Raw genomic sequence first — 17,631 nt, forward strand, 5'->3', positions numbered from 1 at the left:
CTGCCGGACGTGCCGCTGGAGCATGCCGCCGACCTGATGGAAGCCTTGCGCGGGCGCTTTGCGGCCCTGGGTTACGAACAGAGTCCGACGTTGCAGGTGAGCCTGAGCATCGGCCTGGCGGCGTTCAATCCCGTGCACGAGGACGCCATGGGTTGGTTGAATGATGCCGATCAGGCCTTGTATGCCGCTAAGACCGGCGGTCGCAACAACGTCACCTGCCATCCGCCGGAGCTGCCTTCGCGCAGGGTGTTGAATCCTCTGTAATGTCTGCCTCTTGTCGGGCTGGCCCGCGAAAGCGTCGGGGGCACGCCGCGGGGTTGGCGGTGTTCCGTTCGCCGGCAAGCCGGCTCCTACGGTGCTGCGGTTGGTAGGAGCGGGCTGGCCCGCGAAGGCGTCGGGGGGCACGCCGCGGGGATGGGCGGTGCTCGCTTCGCCGGCAAGCCGGCTCCTACGGGAGGGTGTCGGGGTGCAGGCGTCGGGCCAGTTCCAGTGCGGTGCGGCCGCTGGCGATGCCCGGTACCAGTTGGGTGAAGGGGATGTCGATCAGCCGGTCCTGGCGCACCGCCCGCAGCCGCGACAGCACCGGGTCACGCTGCAGCAGCCGGCGTTTGCGCGTGGCCGGTGACCACAGGGCATCCGCCAGGAGCAGCACGTCCGGGTCGTTGCTCAGCAGGGTTTCGCTGTCTACCGTCAGGCGCGGGCGGTCGATGGCGGCGAAGCTGTTGCGGGCGCCGGCGGCCTGCAGCAATACCCCGACAAAACCGCGCCGGCCCTGGCTGGCGAGGCCGTTGACCTCGCTGTCCAGGTAGAACACCGCCGGCGTGTCGCGGCCCCGGTACAAGGCCGCTGCCGCGGCAAGATCGGCGTCCATGGCCGCGATCAGTCGCTCGGCCCGGGCGGGCTGATGCAACAGCCGGCCCAGGGTCAGCAGGTCACGACGGATATGCCCGAAGTAGTCCTCATCATGCCCGGCGCAGGCCGACTCCAGCAGGTAGCTGCCGACGCCGATGCCCCCCAGGCGTTCCCGGGAGCTGAAGTTGTCGGGAAACGCCGAAGCGAAGCCGCCCACCACCAGGTCGGGCTTCAGGCTGTAGAGCACCTCTGCCGACGGGTATTGCCGGGCGATCACCGGCACGCCGTGGTATTGCCCCCGGGCCTGGGCCTGACCGTCGTCGTCCAGGTAGGCGACGCCGATCATCGCCGGCCCGGCGCCCAGGGCCAGCAGCAGGTCGGCGCTGTGCTGGTTGAGGGCAACGATGCGCCGGGGAGGGTCCTCGACTGTCCAGGTCTTGCCGCAGTTGTCGTAGCTGGCCGCCAGGGCCGGGCCGGTCGCCAGCCATAGCAGGAGGCCGAGGATTTTCCTAGGCATCCGCCACCCCCGCATAGGGCGAGGGAATCAGCAGGTCCTGCACCGGCTCACCCGCCACCAGGTGCCCTTGCACCAGGCGCACGACCTGGCTGTCGTCGCTGACCCGGTACCAGCAGCCATCGGGGTGCACGGTCAGCACCGGCCCCAGGTTGCAGGGGAACTGGCAGGCGGTGCGGGTCAGCAGCACGCCGCCGGGGGTTTCCATGTGTTCAAGGCGCAGCAGTTCACGGCGCAGGGTCTTCCACAGCGCCAGGGCACCACGGCGCACGCAGCGCGGGCCGGTGCAGAGGAACACCTGCCGGGCATGGGGCGGCACCCGGGACCAGTCCGGGTCGCTGGCCACGGCGTTGACCTGATCGCAGGGCAGGTGCCGTTCGCGCTGGGCGATGCTGGCGCAGGCCAGCGCCGCATCCAGCCCGCGACGGCCCAGGGCCTGGGCGGTGATCCACAGCTGCGGCGCCTGGGGGTGGGCCCGGGCCAGGCGTCCCAGTTCATCGCGCAGCCAGTCCAGGTAGGCACTGTCGGAGCTGGGCTCCAGGTCCACCACCAGCAGCGCCGCGCCGTCCTCGGGCAAGGGTTCCTCGAGGGCGGCCCAGAGGCTGTCGAAACCGTCCAGGGTGTCGATCACCCGGGTGCCGGCGTCATCGCTGCGCAGCGCCTGCAGCTCCCGGCCAAAGGCCTCGCCCAGGGCGCCGCCGTGCAGGCCGGGGCCAACGAACAGCACCCGTTGATAGTCCTTGTGCATGTCGATGGGCCTCAGAAGCGGTAGGTGTAGCGCACTTCGGTAGTGAAGGGCCGGCCGAGGTTGTCCACCGCCGGCGAGCTGCTGGTCATGCTGGTGGTGTAGTTGCGGTCGAACAGGTTCTCCACCAGCAGGCTCAGGCGATGTTGCTGGGCCCTGTCGAGGTAGCGATAGGCATCGGCGTCGACCACCGAGTAGTGGCCGTAGTCGACCTTCTTCGCGCTGTCGATCTGGCCGATGTAGCGGATCGCTCCCCCCACGCCCCACTGATGATCCACCGACTCGTAGCCCAGCCGCGAGCGGGCGAAGAAGCCGGGGATATTGCTCAGGGTCACGCCGTTGCGCGACTCCGGCAGATTGCGGGTCATGTCGGCGCTGAGGTTCCACTGCGGGCTGAACTGCCAGCGGCCGTCGACCTCCATGCCGCGCACCTTGATCCGCCCCTCGCCATTGACCCAGTGGATGCCATCGAGGGCGATCAGGTCGTCGATCTTGCGCTGGAAGGCGGTGACGCTGGCGTTGAACTCGCCGGCCAGCAGGCGGCCCTTGTAGTCCAGGCCGAGCTCGGCATTCAGGCTCTTTTCCGGCTTGAGGTTGCGGTTGCCTTGTTCGTAGTCCTCGTTGACGAACAGCTGCTCGGCATTGGGCAGCTTGAAGGCGCTGCCGTACTGGCCGCGCAGTTGCCAATGGGCATTGAGGTCGTACAGCGAGGTGAGCATGCCCACGGTGGCGCTCTCGCCGCCGCTCATCTTCTCGTGGCGGATGCCCAGGCTCGGGTGCCAGTCGGGCAGGGCCGCGAACACCGGTCGCAACTGGGTGTACAGGGCATTGGCCTGGGCCCGGTTATTGTCGATCTTGAGCACATCGTCCTGGCCCTTGAACCACTGGTTGTCGGTGCCGAACACCAGCACATGGCCGCCGTCCAGCTCGGCCTTGCCTTCGGCCTGCACGCCCCAGTCGGTGAAGCCCCAGTAGTCGTTGCGGTTTTTGGTCACCAGGCTGCCGTCTTTCAGGCTGTCGATCTTGGTGTAGCGCGTGTCCCAGTCATTGACATGGCCCTTGACGAAGTAGCTGAAGCGCTCGCTCAGGCGCTGCTCGAAGGTCGCGGTGGCGATCTGCTGGATGCGGTCGTTGGTGGTCTTCTTGTTGTTCACCGGGCGGGCGAAATCCAGGTTGGCATCGCTGTACTGGTAGAACAGTTCCAGGCGCGAATCGTCGGCAAAGCCCTGGATCGCCTTGGCGCCGAAGGTGGTCACTTCATAGGCGCGTTTCTTGTCCCGGGTGCTGGCGCTGTAGGCGCTGTTGCGATAGGGCTGGTAGCCATCGGAAACGTTGTGGCTGACATAGGCCAGCAGGCCCAGGTCGCCCAAGCCGTTGCGAAGAATCCGTTCCACCCGGGCATCGCCGCTCTGGCCCATGAAACTGTCCAGGCCCAGGTTGACCTCGCCGGAGGTGTCGCGGGTCTGGGGGCTGCGGGTGACGATGTTGATCACCCCGGACACCGCCTGGGTGCCGAACAGCAGGCTCTGGCCGCCCTTGAGCACTTCGATGCGCTCGATGGCATTGGCCGGCAAGGTGTCCAGGTACAGGCCGCCGTACAGGCGGTTGTTCAGGCGCACACCGTCCAGCAGGATCAGGGTGTCGTCGTTGCGTCCCCCCAGCAGGGAATAGGTGCCGTAGTCGAAGGGGCCGTTTTTCGGCGCGACGTAGAGGCCGGGCACGTACATCTGCAGGACCCGGGTGATGTCGCTGCTGGGGCCGGCGCGTTCGATCTGCTGGCGATCGATGATCTCCACCTTGCTGCCGTACCTGGCCATCTCGGCCACCGTGGTGGACTCCACCGAGGGGGCGGAAACAAATTGCCGGTCCAGCGTCAGGGGGCTGTCCTCCGCCAGCAGCAGGGGGCTGAACAGGCAGCCGAGCAGGGCGCCGCTCATGGTGCGGCGAGGTGCACGCCAGTCGCGTGCAAGCAAAGAGTCAGGTGTTGTCATTGTTGGTCTTCTCGAAAGTGTCTTCGGGAAGCACGCAGGAGAGGGTATCGGCCACAGGCACGCGACCATACCGGCCCATGCCCGCCCACCGCAGGATTGCCAAACAGAAGTTCCAGGCCGGTCTCCGGGCTTGCGAGTCTGGCGGCATTCGCCTTCCCATACCTTGGGTACAGTGGCGGTTTGAATGCAGCACTCGCTTACCGTTGCGGGGGCAGCACCGGACTGGCCCTGGAGGGGCGCACCGGTTTCCCGTTTCACCTCATGCACGGCGGCATGAGACACCTGAAACTGGGCGGCATATGAACACTCGCCCAGGCGTTCGTCAATCTCGTGGCTACAGGGGCAGGGCGGCGCCAGGCGCGAGGGCGATTCCGGACGGGCCCAGAGGCCGCGCCGGGCAGGCCAACAGTGGCACAGCGCGTACCGAGTCCCCTGGCTGCAGTTGCAGGCGTTTGGCGGTCAGGCGGTCCACCAGCAGGCAGCCCGAAACCAGGCGCCCAGGGGCGGCGGTGATGCGGCAGCTTTCCAGGCGGCGGTTGTGAATCAGCCACACCGGCGCCTGTTCGTCCGGGCGGCCCACCAGCAAGGGCAGGGTCTGGCTTTCGCGCACGCTGCGGATCTTCGCCACTTCGGCCTCGATCAGCGGCCCGCCGTCGAAGATATCGATGCAGCCCTGATGGCTGAAGCCTTCGTCGCGCAGGATGTTCACCGCCTGCTCGGTGCTCTGGTGGGCCTGGCCGATGGCCGCCTGGGCCTGTGGGCTGAGCAGGCAGGTGTACAGCGGCTGGCGCGGCATCAGCTCGGCAATGAAGGATTTGCTGCCATGGCTGGACAGGCGATTGGCCTGCTGGAAGTCCATCTTGAAGAAGTGTCGCCCCAGGCTGTCCCAGAACGGCGAGCAGCCCTGGCTGTCGAGCTGGCCACGCAGTTCTGCCACCAGCTTGTCGCCGAACAGCGCCGGGTGCTCGGCGACGAACAGCAAGCGTGCGGTGGACAGCAGGCGGCCGGTGTAGCCCTGGCGCTGGTCGCGCCGTAGAAACAGCGAGCACAGCTGGGATTGCCCGGTCATCTCGTTGCACAGGAACAGGGTCGGGATCTCTTTGTCGATGCCCAGCCCCGGGGCTCTGCCACGGGTGATGCCGACCCGGTAGTTGTAGCAGGGCTCGCGCAGGCCGATGGCGCCGCTCAGGCCGCAGATGCCGATGACTTGCTGGTCGTCGTCCTCCAGCACGAACAGGTAGTCGGCATCGGCCCGCTCCACCTGGCTGGCGAAGGTGCGCTGAGCCCAGCGCAAGCGATGGGCCAGGCGCTCGGGGTCGGTGGAGAGGTTGTTCAACTCGCGACAGCTGCCTTCCAGCAAGGCCAGCACCCCCGGCAGATCGGTGACGCGGATCGGACGGACGATCATCGGCGGACTCCTTGCAGCGGTCCCGGACAGCGCAGCAACAGCGGGCAACTCATAACGCGATTCCCCGTACCGGTTCGCCCGGTGTCAATTGCAGGGCCTGGAGCATCGACAGGTCGAGTCCGACCACGTCCCCCGGGGCTTCATCCAGAGGCGCGACAATGGCGCGAAATCCCTGCAGCCGATCATTGCTCAGCAACCAGTGGCGACCGCGGCCGCTCTGGGGGCTGAGATGACTGATCGCGACCCGGCTCTGAACGATCGAGCGTAACTGGCTATTACGCGCCTGCAGGGTTGGCCCGGCATCGAACAGATCCACATACTGAGTAGGCGCGAAACCCTCGTCGACCAGGATGTCGCAGGCCTCGCGCGCATCGGGGTGAATCCGTCCGATGCAGTCCTGGGCCGACGGCGGCAGCATCGGGATGTACAGCGGGTACTGGGGCATGAGTTCGGCCAGAAAGCCCCGGCCCTGCAGGGCGCACAGGCGTTCGGCCTCGATGTAGGGCAGGTCGAAGAAGTGCTGGCCCACCGCCTCCCAGAACGGCGATTGGCCGGCGGCGTTGCTGTAGCCGACGATCTCGCTGATGGTGCTCTCGGCAAAACGCTGGGGGTGGGCGGCCATGAACAGCAGCCGCGCCCGGGACGTCAGTTGTGCCAGGGGTGTACCCGACAACGCCGGGTCCACATGGAAGCTGCGCAGCAGGGTCTGTTCACTGAGGTCCTGGCACAGGGACAGGGTCGGCACCCCGTGCTCGATGTTCAGCTCCCTGGAGCTGCTGATGAAGGGCCGGTTGCGCAGGCTGTAGAACGGCGCGGCAAAGCCCGCCGTGGCGAGAATGTCCGAGCAGCCGTGGAGCAGGCCGCTGGCAGGGTCCTCGAGCACCAGAAAGTAGTTCTCCGGGCCCTGGCTGGCCTCGGCCTTGGCGAAGGACGCCAGGGAGTCGAGGATCTTTTCCCGCAGGCAGGTTTCGTCATCTACCAGGGACGTTACGCCCAGCAGGCGTTCGCGGGCCAGGCGCCGCAGTTGGGGCAGATCGAATAACGCCACGGGACGCAAGGCCAGCATGGGTGCACTCCTGTATCAAGGGCCGCTCGCCCCGGGGGCGAACATTGGCCAGACATCACTGTCGGTTACCACGCAGTTCCACGGCCACGGCATCCGGCGGCCTGTCCCCGGGCGGCTCTTGGCGGCTGCCTCGGGGGGAAGCGCGACGCCATCCGGCGCCGCAGGGAAGTCACTTAGGGTTTAAGCGGATCGGGCAGGGCGGCACCGCTGCCCAGCTTGTTCAGCAGGAACAGGTAGACCAGCCCGGCGACTATCCAGATGGCGCCGAGTTTCTGCGCATCCACGCCCATGTTGTACATGATGGCGCTGACGATCACGAAGCCGATCACCGGGCAGATCAGGTGACGCACCACCTGGCCGGATTTCTGCCGGCGCCAGTAGAAATTGATCACGGTGATGTGCAGCAGCATGAAGCCGCTCAGGGCGCCGAAGTTGACCAGCGAGGTCAAGGTGTCCACCGAGTTGATGAACAGGTAGCAGATCAGCAGCGACAGCACCGCCACCAGGTAAATGCTGATGTGCGGGGTGTTGTGTTTCGGGTGGACCTTGGCCAGCACCTTGGGCAGCTTGCCGTCCCGGGCCATGCCGAACAGCAGGCGCGACACCGCGGCTTGCGAGGTGATGGCCACTGCTACGCCCCAGGCCAACGCCGTGGCCACCCCGGTGAGGGTCGCCAGCCAGCTGCCGGCAGCCAGTTCGGCGATTTCATAGAAGGCGGTGTCGGCGGACTTGAAGCCCATGCCGGCGGCCAGATCCGTGGCGATCCAGGTCTGCACCACGAAGATCGCCCCCATCACCACCAGGGTGATCAGGGCGGCGCGGCCGACGCTGCGGCCCGGGTCGCCCTTGACCTCTTCGGCCAGGGTCGAGATGGCGTCAAAGCCCAGGAACGACAGCACCGCAATCGAGACGCCCTGCATCAGCATGCCGAAGTGGAAGTTTTCCGGGCTGTACAGCGGCGCCAGGGTCAGTTGGCCGTTGCCGGTGCCGCCGTGCAGGGCGTTCCAGGCGTAGAACAGGAAGATCCCCAGGACCACCAGTTGCGCCAGCAGGAACAGGATGTTCATCCGCGCGGTGAAGGTGATGCCTCGCAGGTTGACGAAGGTGGCGCTGACCAGGAACGCCAGGATAAAGCCGACCTTGGGCACTTCCGGGTACAGGTGGTTGAGGGCCATGGCCGCGTAGACGTAGAGCAGCGGCGGGATCAGCAGGTAGTCCAGGAGCATCAGCCAGCCGGCGAGAAAGCCCACATGGGGATTGAGGCCGCGCTGGGCATAGGAGTAGACCGAGCCGGCGATGGGGAAGGCGCGGGCCATGGCGCCGTAGCTCAGGGCGGTGAAGACCATCGCCACCATGCCGATGATGTAGGCCAGGGGCACCATGCCCGGGGCTTCCTGGTTGACGTAGCCATAGACCCCGAACGGGGCGATGGGGATCATGAAAATCATCCCGTAGACCACCAGGTCGCGCAGGCTCAGCCCGCGCTTGAGCTCCTGTTTGTAGCCGAATTCTTCAATCTCCATGAAGCAGTTCTCCTTGTAGCCAATGTAAGTGGGCGCATCCGGCGGCGAGGGTCTCATTGACGCCTCGTGCGCCGGTCTGTGTTTGAACCTGGCAGGGTTAAAGACACACCACAGCGGTTTTTCTTGTTGTTCTACCTGTCCTGCAAATAGCCTTTGTTGCGTTCAAGCGCCTTTCAATATCCGTTACAGCAGTGGCGCCAGACAGTCGCTCCAGTGCTGCACTGCTTCGGGGCTGCGCAGCAGGTCGTTGCGCACCTCGATCAGTACCGATTCCAGGCCCCGGGCATCACCGTGCACCGGCACGGTCATGTCGCTCAAGGGGTTGATCTCGTAAGGCTGGTTGCCCGCCACCTTTATCGGCAGGGTCCACAAACCTTCCAGTATTCGCGCGGCGTAGGCCGTGGCACTGCCATACAGCACGCCGACTTCCAGCGAGCGGGGCTGGCTGTAGTAGATCGGGGTGAAGCTGTGAATCCCCACCACGCGCACCTCGCGGCCCTCGGCCAGGCGCCGGTCGATGATCCGCTGCAGACGCTGGTGGAAAGGCGTGAACAGTTGCTGGCGGCGGTACTCGCGGGTGGCCTCGTCCAGGTGCTGGTTGCCCGGCACCTGATAGATCTCGCTTTGCAGCGGGATGCTGTCGGGGGCATGCCGCGGCCGGTTCAGGTCGATCAGCAGGCGCGAGTAATTGGCCGCGATCAGGGTCGCGCCCAGGGCCCGGGACAGGCTTTGGGCCAGTTCCAGGGCGCCCGGGTCCCAGGCGATATGCTCCCGGGCCGCCACCGGGTCCAGGCCCAGGTCGTGCAGGGCCGGTGGAATGTAGTGGCTGGCGTGTTCGCACACCAGGATCAGCGGATGCGTGGAGTCTTCGCGGAACAGGCGATAGGCCGGCTCGGTGTAGAACCCCAGCTCGGCGGATTTAGTACAGGTGTCCATAGTGCTCACAGAGATCGGCAGCGGTCAGGTGCTCGGTCAGGGACACTTCCTTTTGTTTGACGGCGAAATAGGTGCTCAGCAGCTCCGGCGGCAGGGTCTGCAGCAACTCCGTGTTGCTGCGCAGGCATTCCAGGGCCTGGGTCAGGGTGCCGGGCAGGGGCACGATGCCGCTGGCCAGGCGCTGTTCGGTGCTCAGCTCGTCGGGGACCTTGTCGGTCACCGCGTTGAGGGGCAGCTTCTGTTCAATGCCCAGGCGTCCGGCGATCAGGATCACGGCCATGGCCAGGTGTGGCGAGGCGGTGGCGTCCAGGGCACGGAATTCCAGGTTGTACTGCGGCGCCACGGGCTTGCCGCCGATGTCCACGGTGGGGCAGATGCGCAGCGAGGCTTCGCGGTTGCGCAGGCCCAGGCAGGCATAGGAGGCGCTCCAGTGATGGGGTTGCAGGCGCTCATAGGACAGCGGCGTCGGCGCGGTAAAGGCGCACAGTGCCGGCAGGTGCTTGAGCACCCCGGCGGCCCAGCGCTGGCCCAGCCGCGACAGGTCGTCGCCGCTGACCGCCAGGGGGTCGTAGAGCAATGGCGTGCCGTCCAGGTCCTGCAGGCTCAGGTGCAGGTGCACCCCGTTGCACACCGCGTCCGCCGCGGTCTTGGGGGCGAAGCTGACCCGTTGTCCCAGTTGCCGGGCAATCTCCCGGGTGATCTCGCGCACGTTCACCGCGCGGTCGGCGGCGGCCAGGCCCTGGGTCGGGCGGCAGGTGATCTCGTATTGCTGTTTGCCGTATTCGGGGAGGAACATTTCCGGTTCGACACCGGCCGCCCGCAATGCCGCCAGCAGCCAGCCACCGAAGGCCGCGCCCTGGCGCTGGGCCTCGAGGGAGAAGGCCAGGTGCTCGCGCTGAGCGATGCCGCTGTCGAGGTTGAACTCGTGCTCGAAGGCGGCGGTGATCTGGATGCCCAGTTCACGGTAGCGCTGCACCTCGTTGCGCAGCAGGGTGCGCGGGCAGGCGGCCCAGGGCCGGCCATCAGTCTCGCAGATGTCGGCGTGAATGAAGTCCAGGGGTGCGGCCGTGGCATCCGGCCCGGCGCCGACAGTGACCCGGCTGTCCAGGTCGGGAATCAGCCGCAGATCGCCATAGGCGCCCCAGGGGTTGTCCTCGGCGATCAGGTCCTGGGGCGTCAGGGCGCTGTTGGCCGGCACCCAGCCACAGCCGCCGGCCTTGTAGCGCTCCAGCTCGTCGCTGGGAAAGGCGCGGCCCCGGGTGACGCCGATCAGGTCGGTGGTGACGATGCTGGTCATGGCCAGCGGAGTCAGGGCCTCGATGCCCTGGCCGCGGCTCATCCGCGGATCTCCCGCAGGCGGCCGAGCACGGTGTCGGTGTCGGTGATCCAGCAGTAGCCCTTGATCGCGTTGAGGCAAGCCTGGTGCCGGGTATCGCCGTAGGTGGCGCAGGCATCTTCCACCAGGGTCACCAGGTAGCCGCGGTCGGCGGCGTCGCGCACCGCCATGTCCACGCACTGGTCGGTGACGATCCCGGCGATGATCAGGTGGCGGGTTTCCAGGTTGCGCAGCACGTAGTCGATGTTGGTGGAGTTGAACACCCCGGAAGAGGTCTTGGGCAGGACGATTTCGTTTTCCACCGGCGCCAGTTCGTCGATGATCGCCGCCTGGGGACTGCCCTTGGGCAGGTGCATGTCCGACAGTTTGTGGTCCAGGGAGCGGTCACGGCCGTCGGCGGTCAGGCTTTCGATAATGGTGTGCAGCACGTTTTGCCGTGCTTCGCGCACCGCCGCCAGGAGGCGTTGCTGGTTGGGGATCACCTGCTCCCGGGCACGCTTGAGAAAGGCCTCGCCCTCGGGACCTTGCAGGTGCGGATCGAACTGCGGTTCGAGCCAGGCGCGCTGCATGTCCACCAGCAGCAGGGCAGTGTGATCGACAACGAAGGGCAGGTCCCGGGGCGAACGGTGGGGCAGGCTGAACATCCTTATTTCTCCTCCAGCACATGGGTATCGAATTGCGCCCGCAGGGCGTCGATGCCCTCCAGGCGTTGATCAAGATGGGCGCTGCGCGGGGTCAGGCAGGCGATCAGCGCCTCGACCTGGGCCAGCGCCGGCACCAGGGTGTCGAATGGCGACAGGGACTCCACCGGGGCACTGATGACCAGGTCCGCCAGTTCCCGCAGCGGCGAGGCATAGATATCGGTGAACAGCACCACCCGCGCGTTGCGTGCCTTGACCGCGCTGGCGACCCGCATGGCCTGGGACTGGTAGCGGCGGTAGTCGAACAGCAGCACCAGGTCCTGGCGCTGTACATCGAACAGGCGGTCCGGCAGTTGGGCGTTGTCTTCAAGCAAAAAACAGCCGGCACGCATCAGCCGCAGGTGGTTGAACAGGTAATGGGCCAGGAAGCTGCTGAAACGGCCGCCGAAGCAGTACACCGAATGCCGGCTGTCCAGCAGCCAGTCCATGAGCACGCGGATGTCTTCGGGTTGGGTCAGGGCCAGGGTGTCTTGCAGGGCGCGCTGGCTGTCCGCCAGGTAGCGGCCCCAGGTATCGCCCTGTGCCACTTGCGCTCGTGGGCGCAGCAGGGTGCTGGGGGAACGCAGGCGGTCGTCCATGTCGCTGAGCAGGGCTTCCTGGAATTCGCCGTAGCCGCTGAAGCCGAGTTTCTTCACCAACCGCACGATGGTCGGGTCGCTGACCCCGGCGTGTTCCGCCAGGCGTGACATGGGCCCCAGTCCGTTGCGCGGGTAGTGGTCGAGCAGGGCGCGCACGACTTTGCGCTCTGAAGGCGTCAGGTCGAGGGCGGGGTCGGTGATCAGGTCTCTGAGAGAGGGCATCGGCTGCCTTGGAAGCTGAATGTCGTTTTTATTTCATAAAATGTCGAAATGATATTTATGTAATGGACGCTACATGTCTAGTGAAATTTTCCATGATGGCAAAATGCCCGGAAATGGGGCGGGAGACGGGGGGCATATCCGTTGCAGCGGGGGGCAGGGGGTTTCTCTCTTGCAGCGAGTCACTCCCTCACTTCGGCCATCGTGGTTAACGGAGCGTTCAGATCAAGATCACCATCAAGAGCCAGGCGGTGACCTTGCTCCTCCCCTCGTAGGAGCTGGCTTGCCAGCGACGGCGTCGGCCGGGGCGCTGCATGGCTTGCGGGCCTCTTCTCCGGCAAGCCGGCTCCTACGGGGGAGGTGGGGTAGTTGGCCATCGCAGGCGCGGGAACTGATCAGCAGGGTGGCCGACGAGGCGGTGGGCGAAAAACGTCCGCTCGGCGCTCAGGCTTCATCCGCGCGGTCGAGCGGTCGAGCGTGAGCGGTTCCCTTTGTAGCACCGCTCCCCAGTTCGATCAGTGTGGCCAGGGGCACCGCCGGGGAGAAGAAGTAGCCCTGGGCGCAGCGGATGCCAATGCTCTGGAGAATATCGATCTGCTCCTGGGTTTCGACCCCTTCGGCCGTCAGTGTCGCCTGGTACAGGCGCGCGCTCTCCTGGGCGATGGAGACTGCGGTGCGCATCCGCTCATAGTGCAGCAGGGAAATCATCGAGTGATCGATCTTCACTTCGCTGAAGGGGTACTTGGCCAGGATGCTCAGGGCCGAGTAGCCGGTGCCGAAGTCGTCAAGGGACAGTCCCACGCCGTGATCCTTGAGCAGGAGCATGTTGTGGGCCACTTGCCGGGTGTCTTGCAGCAGGGTGTTCTCGGTCAGTTCCAGGGTCAGGCGAGCGCCGGGAAGAGCGGCTTCCTTGAGGCGCCGGATCAGCAGGACGGCAAAGTTGGCATCGCTCAGGGTCGAGGAGGAGACGTTCACCGCCAGCGGTCCCTTGAGTCCGGCATCGATGTAGTGCCGGGCGTCGCGGATCACCGCTTCGATCGTCGCCCATTCGAAGGCTTGCTGCAGGTCGTGGTGGCGGATCACTTCCAGAATCAGCAAGGGTGAAATCGTTGCGCCCTGGTCGTCCTGGGCCCGCAACAGGGCTTCGGCGCCGATGATCGTGCGCTGCTTCAGGCAGAACTTCGGCTGGTAACACAGCGGCGGGTTGTTGGAGCGCACCCACTCCAGCAGTTGCTGGCGAATGCGTTCGTTGCTCTGGGCCTGTTCGATCAGCGACTGGTGCAGGTAACGCACCGGCTGGCTGCAGTCCTGCAGGGCCAGGCTGATGTTGCGCAAGGTGGCGTTGGCGCTGCCCCCGGCGCAAGCATCGATCACGCAGAACTGCAGCTTGGGCGACAGGCTGCCGTCGCTGGGCAGGCCGGCCTGCAAGGTCATCTGCAGGGTGGCGAGCAGCGCCGAGTCTTCGACCTGTTGGATGGAACGATGCGGTACGACCAGTGCCAGGCTCAGGTCCGAGAACATGAAGGAGCGGGGGGCGGCATTGGCTTGCAGGGCATGGCTGGACGTCCCGCTGCTGAACTCTTGCGCCAGGGAGATCAGCAACTGGTCGGTCCAGTCATGGCCGTGGATGGCGACCAGGTCCTTGAGGTTGCTGATGTTGATCACGATCAGGGTGTGGGGAGCACGCGGCTCTTCGCTGTGCTCCAGCAGTTGGTCGAGGTGGTTGCGCAGGGCGCGTCGATTCGGCAGTTGGGTGGTCGGATCGGTCAGGGCCTGTTGCAGCAGGCTGTGCTGGGCCTGCTGGTAGCGCGCTTCGCGATGCAGCATGGCGAGTATCAGGATGATCATGGGCAGGGAGAGCAGGGTCGAACTCAGCCGCAGGGACAGCAGTTGCGCGGTGATGCTGGAGCTGATTGCGTCCATCCAGTCGATGATCTGCATCGGGACAATGGCGGCGCCGAGTCGTACCAGGATCACCAGCAGTACTTCCTTCAGGCTCAGGGCACACAGGTCGCGGGTCTCGAACCAGCGATGGAGCAGCATGCCCCCCAGGGTCACCAGGCCAAAACTCAACAGTGCCTCTTCGAACTGCTCGGCGCCGGCAATGCAGTAGCGAGCCAGAGCCACCAGGGCCAGGCAGGTCATGCCGCCCCACCAGCCCCCCAGCAAGCCGGCGAGAAACAACATGTCGCTGCTCAGGAAAATCTTCACCGGGGCCTGCATGAACCCGGAGGCGAGGGCGATCAAAACGGCGTTGCTGGAGCCCAGGATCAACCCCAGCAGGATCTTTTTCGACTTGATCAGGCGCTGGGCGTCCTGACGCAGCATCAGCAGGATGCTGAAGATCCCCACCAGGGCAACGTATTGCAGCAGGACGATCGGCAGGAGCGAGGCGTTGAGCGCAAGGTCGAGAGACAAGAGCTCCCACATACCGCTGTGCATGGTGTCGAGGTACCTGATTCGAGTTGAAGCGTGGAAACGTCGCGGAGGATAAAGGTGTCGTGCTTTGGCGGCCTACAAGTTGTTTCCTGTTTGGTGCTCGGGTTTTTCTTGAGTTGATGAAGAATTTTCCATATGCCTCTTACTGGGAATCTGGCCTGTCGCTGTGCTAAAACCCCTGCCTCAACCTTGCTTGTCCTTTGTCGAGATAGCCCCTTGCCGGCCACCCGTTTGACCCTGATCTGCCACGCCCGTACCGCCGCCCAGAGGCTGGGGCGTTTTCCCCTGGACGAAGCCGTGGAAATGGATTGGCAGGCCCAGGCCCTGAGCCGGGCGGTGCAGTTCAGCCACAACCTGCAGGTGCTCTGCGGGCCGGAACGGCGAACCTGTCAGACGGCGGCGCTGTTCAGTGCGGCGCCGCACGTGCAGGAAGCCTTGCGCGACTGTGACTTCGGTGCCTGGCGGGGGATGCGTATCGGCGACCTGCAACGCCAGCAACCGCAAGCCTTGCAGGCCTGGCTGGAGGACCCTCACAGCGCCCCGCCGGGAGGTGAGTCGGTCGCCGAGTTGTGCCAGCGGGTGGCGCAGTGGCTGGAGCTGATGGCCCAGCGCCCGGGGCACTGGTTGGCGGTGACCCATCCCTTTGTCATGCGTGCGGTGCTCCTGCAATTGCTGCAGGCGCCCCTGGCCAGTTTCAATCTGCTGGATATCGAGCCCCTGTCGCGGATCGACCTCAGCCATGCCGGTCGCTGGCGCTTGCGCCTGGATGGCCGCGACTGAGGATCGGTGCAGGGCGTTCGGGGCATTTCTCCGGGCGCCAAAGCCGCTCATACTTGCCCCCTGGCACAGCAGCGAGAACCTGACCCCCATGAAAACCCTCCTGGTCATCGGCATCGGCGCCGGCAACCCCGACTTCATCACCATCCAGGCGATCAAGGCGCTGAACCGCAGTGACGTGGTGTTCCTGATGGACAAGGGGCCGAGCAAGGATTCGCTGATCGATCTGCGGCGCGAACTGTGCCAGCGCTACCTTACCGAACGACCTTATCGCTTCGTCGAAGCCCGGACCCCGGAACGCCAGCGCGGCGATGTGGACTACCGGGCCAGTGTCCAGGCCCTGAACCAGGACAAGCAGCAGATCTTCGAGCGCCTGATCAACGAGGAGCTGGCGGAGGGCGAGACCGGCGCCTTCCTCGCTTGGGGCGACCCGGCGCTGTATGACAGCACCCTGCGCATCCTGCAGCAGATCCTGGCCAGTGGTGCAGCGCAGTTCGAGTATCAGGTGATCCCCGGCATCACCAGCGTCCAGGCCCTGGCGGCGCAACACAAGGTGGCGTTGAACCGTATTGGCCGCTCAGTGGAAATCACCACCGGGCGGCGCCTGGCGGCGGGGCAGTCCGGTGATGCCGACAGCCGGGTGGTGATGCTCGACGCCGAGGATTCCTACCGTCAGCTGCGCAATCAGGACCTGGATATCTACTGGGGCGCTTATCTGGGCACGGCGGACGAGATCCTCATTGCCGGGCGGCTCGACGAGGTCGCCGACGACATCCAGCGGATTCGTCGCCAAGCGCGCGAGGCGCATGGCTGGATCATGGACACCTACCTCCTGCGCAAACCGGAGCCTTAGGCAGCGGCCGGATGGGCGCCGCCGGATAAGCGTGGTGTTCTTCGCCGGCAGCGGGGTCTCCCTCTTTTCCCGTAGAAGCGGGCTTGCCCGCGAAGAGGCCGGGATGGACACCACCGGATGAACGTCGTGTTCTGCGCCGGCAAGCCGGCTCCTACGGGGGGGATTTTTGCCCGAAGCGCTCGCGGTAGGTCGAGGGCGGCAGGCCCACCAGGCTGCGAAAGGCCACGCGAAAACTTTCCACCGAACGATAACCGCAACGCAGGGCGATGCTTTCCGTGGTCTCGCTGCCGCTTTCCAGCAGTTCTCGGGCCCGGGCCAGTCGCTCATGCTGCAGCCAGGCCTTGGGCGAGGCGCCGGTGGCGTCGCTGAAGCGTCGCAAGAAGGTGCGTTCGCTCATCAGCGCCCGGGCCGCCAGGTCGCTCACCGCCAGCGGTTCATGCAGGCGTTCCCGAGCCCATTGCATGACCCGCGACAGGTCGCTGCGCGGGGTGCGGCTGACCGGGGCCGGAATGAACTGGGCCTGGCCGCCGGTACGCTGGGGCGACATCACCAGGCGCCGGGCCACGCTGTTGGCCACCTGGGTGCCGAAGTCCCGGGCCACCAGGTGCAGGCAGGCATCGATTCCGGCGGCGCTGCCGGCAGACGTGATCAGTTGGCCGGCGTCCACATAGAGCACGTCCGGGTCCACCGAGATGTCCGGGAAGCGCTCGGCCAGCTCTTGGGTGTAGCGCCAGTGGGTGGTGGCGCCCAGGCCGTTGAGCAGGCCGCTGGCCGCCAGGGCGAACACCCCCGAGCAGATCGACAGCAGCCGCGCGCCGCGATGGTAGGCCCGGCGCAGGGCTGCCATCAGCTCGGGCGGCGGCGCCTCGTCGCGGTTGCGCCAGCCGGGAATGATGATGGTCCGGGCCTGTTCCAGCCGTTCCAGGCCGCCATCGGCCAGTATCCGGATACCGCCCGCCGCGCGCATCGGCCCCGGGTCCACGGCGACAATGCAGTGCTCATACCAGGGAAAATCGAACTCCGGCCGGGCCAGGCCGAAGATTTCCACGGCAATGCCGAATTCGAAGGTGCAAAGGCCGTCGTAGGCCAGGATCGCGACCAAACCGGGAGGATTGTGCATTTGGCGGAAAGTTACCAGTCAGTGTCCGGGGCGCCACTTTAGCGCGCTGGGGCAGGGCCTATAAAGTCCTTCCCACCTTAGTCGCGAGTTTCTGGAGACGCCCATGACCAGCCTGGTCCGTAGCACTGCCGCCGCCCCTTCGGCCATTGCCCTGATGCATTTTTGCAACCGCCTGACCTTTGAAACCGACTGTTCCGACGTCCACAGCAGTCAGGAGGCCGGTGAAGTGGATTTTGTCCTGGTGGATGTGCGTGGCCCCGAAGCCTTTGCCCGTGGCCATGTCCCCGGGGCGATCAATCTGCCCGGGCGCTTGCTCAGCGCCGAACACCTGGCCGGTTATCCTCGCGACACCTTGTTCGTGGTGTATTGCGCCGGCCCCCACTGCAATGGCGCGAACAAGGCGGCGGTCAAGCTGGCGGCCCTGGAATACCCGGTCAAGGAGATGATCGGCGGTGTCACCGGCTGGCTCGATGAGGGCTTCCAGCTCAGCACCGGGCAACCGCGCCGCGAGGGAGCGGATCTGTCCTGCGCCTGCTGAAGGGGCAACTGCGCTGGCGGCGGCCTGAGGCTGCC

At 65.8% G+C, this 17,631-nt stretch carries 16 protein-coding genes and 1 riboswitch; of the genes, 4 read left to right on the forward strand and 12 right to left on the reverse strand.

Going from position 1 to position 17,631, the window contains the following annotated elements:
* Nucleotides 1-264, forward strand: a 264-nt coding sequence (locus BLX41_RS34210; protein ID WP_259744328.1) for a diguanylate cyclase, incomplete at its 5' end; no start/stop codon positions are given.
* Nucleotides 265-448: 184 nt separating this feature from the next.
* On the opposite strand, the gene BLX41_RS02015 is transcribed toward BLX41_RS34210, so the two are convergent.
* The 11 genes from BLX41_RS02015 to BLX41_RS02065 all read right to left on the reverse strand — a co-directional run bounded on the left by BLX41_RS02015 (nt 449) and on the right by BLX41_RS02065 (nt 14,311).
* On the reverse strand, nt 449-1,369 hold the full coding sequence (locus BLX41_RS02015; protein WP_123723558.1) for an ABC transporter substrate-binding protein: 921 nt from the start codon (nt 1,367-1,369) through the stop codon (nt 449-451).
* The gene (locus BLX41_RS02020; RefSeq protein WP_123723559.1) at nt 1,362-2,114 is read right to left on the reverse strand and encodes a (2Fe-2S) ferredoxin domain-containing protein; all 753 of its coding nucleotides are present in this window, start codon (nt 2,112-2,114) and stop codon (nt 1,362-1,364) included. Before BLX41_RS02020 ends, BLX41_RS02015 begins: the two co-directional genes overlap by 8 nt.
* A gap of 11 nt (nt 2,115-2,125) precedes the next feature.
* A complete protein-coding gene (locus tag BLX41_RS02025) occupies nt 2,126-4,048 on the reverse strand; it encodes a TonB-dependent receptor plug domain-containing protein (RefSeq protein ID WP_259744337.1) in 1,923 nt (640 codons plus the stop codon).
* A gap of 152 nt (nt 4,049-4,200) precedes the next feature.
* A riboswitch (cobalamin riboswitch) is annotated at nt 4,201-4,403 on the reverse strand.
* Between the two features lie 33 nt (nt 4,404-4,436).
* The gene (locus tag BLX41_RS02030; RefSeq protein WP_123723561.1) at nt 4,437-5,510 is read right to left on the reverse strand and encodes an arginine N-succinyltransferase; all 1,074 of its coding nucleotides are present in this window, start codon (nt 5,508-5,510) and stop codon (nt 4,437-4,439) included.
* Nucleotides 5,511-5,559: 49 nt separating this feature from the next.
* Nucleotides 5,560-6,576, reverse strand: coding sequence for an arginine N-succinyltransferase (locus BLX41_RS02035; protein WP_123723562.1), 1,017 nt, complete (start codon nt 6,574-6,576; stop codon nt 5,560-5,562).
* A 173-nt stretch (nt 6,577-6,749) separates the two neighbouring features.
* Entirely contained in the window at nt 6,750-8,099 is a 1,350-nt protein-coding gene (locus tag BLX41_RS02040) for an APC family permease (RefSeq protein ID WP_123723563.1), read from the reverse strand.
* Between the two features lie 183 nt (nt 8,100-8,282).
* Entirely contained in the window at nt 8,283-9,035 is a 753-nt protein-coding gene (locus tag BLX41_RS02045; RefSeq protein ID WP_123723564.1) for an N-formylglutamate amidohydrolase, read from the reverse strand.
* Nucleotides 9,019-10,374, reverse strand: a complete 1,356-nt coding sequence (locus BLX41_RS02050) for a glutamine synthetase family protein (RefSeq protein ID WP_123723565.1) — start codon at nt 10,372-10,374, stop codon at nt 9,019-9,021. Before BLX41_RS02050 ends, BLX41_RS02045 begins: the two co-directional genes overlap by 17 nt.
* Entirely contained in the window at nt 10,371-11,015 is a 645-nt protein-coding gene (locus BLX41_RS02055) for a cysteine hydrolase family protein (protein ID WP_123723566.1), read from the reverse strand. Before BLX41_RS02055 ends, BLX41_RS02050 begins: the two co-directional genes overlap by 4 nt.
* Nucleotides 11,016-11,017: 2 nt before the next feature.
* On the reverse strand, nt 11,018-11,872 hold the full coding sequence (locus tag BLX41_RS02060; protein WP_123723567.1) for a MurR/RpiR family transcriptional regulator: 855 nt from the start codon (nt 11,870-11,872) through the stop codon (nt 11,018-11,020).
* A 441-nt stretch (nt 11,873-12,313) separates the two neighbouring features.
* Entirely contained in the window at nt 12,314-14,311 is a 1,998-nt protein-coding gene (locus BLX41_RS02065; RefSeq protein ID WP_123723568.1) for a bifunctional diguanylate cyclase/phosphodiesterase, read from the reverse strand.
* Nucleotides 14,312-14,524: 213 nt separating this feature from the next.
* On the opposite strand from BLX41_RS02065, the gene BLX41_RS02070 reads away from it, so the two are divergent.
* Both BLX41_RS02070 and cobF read left to right on the forward strand, forming a co-directional pair.
* Nucleotides 14,525-15,088 carry a histidine phosphatase family protein gene (locus BLX41_RS02070; RefSeq protein WP_123723569.1) on the forward strand — a complete coding sequence of 188 codons (564 nt, stop codon included), beginning with the start codon at nt 14,525-14,527 and terminating at the stop codon, nt 15,086-15,088.
* A gap of 88 nt (nt 15,089-15,176) precedes the next feature.
* On the forward strand, nt 15,177-15,938 hold the full coding sequence (gene cobF / locus BLX41_RS02075; RefSeq protein ID WP_123723570.1) for a precorrin-6A synthase (deacetylating): 762 nt from the start codon (nt 15,177-15,179) through the stop codon (nt 15,936-15,938).
* Nucleotides 15,939-16,089: 151 nt separating this feature from the next.
* Here the strand turns inward: cobF and ftrA are convergent, their stop codons facing one another.
* A complete protein-coding gene (gene ftrA, locus BLX41_RS02080; protein ID WP_123723571.1) occupies nt 16,090-17,058 on the reverse strand; it encodes a transcriptional regulator FtrA in 969 nt (322 codons plus the stop codon).
* Nucleotides 17,059-17,161: 103 nt separating this feature from the next.
* On the opposite strand from ftrA, the gene BLX41_RS02085 reads away from it, so the two are divergent.
* The gene (locus tag BLX41_RS02085; protein WP_123723572.1) at nt 17,162-17,596 is read left to right on the forward strand and encodes a rhodanese-like domain-containing protein; all 435 of its coding nucleotides are present in this window, start codon (nt 17,162-17,164) and stop codon (nt 17,594-17,596) included.
* Nucleotides 17,597-17,631 lie beyond the last annotated feature (35 nt).

This window comes from Pseudomonas protegens (assembly GCF_003732485.1).
In the GTDB taxonomy this organism is placed as follows: domain Bacteria; phylum Pseudomonadota; class Gammaproteobacteria; order Pseudomonadales; family Pseudomonadaceae; genus Aquipseudomonas; species Aquipseudomonas protegens_B.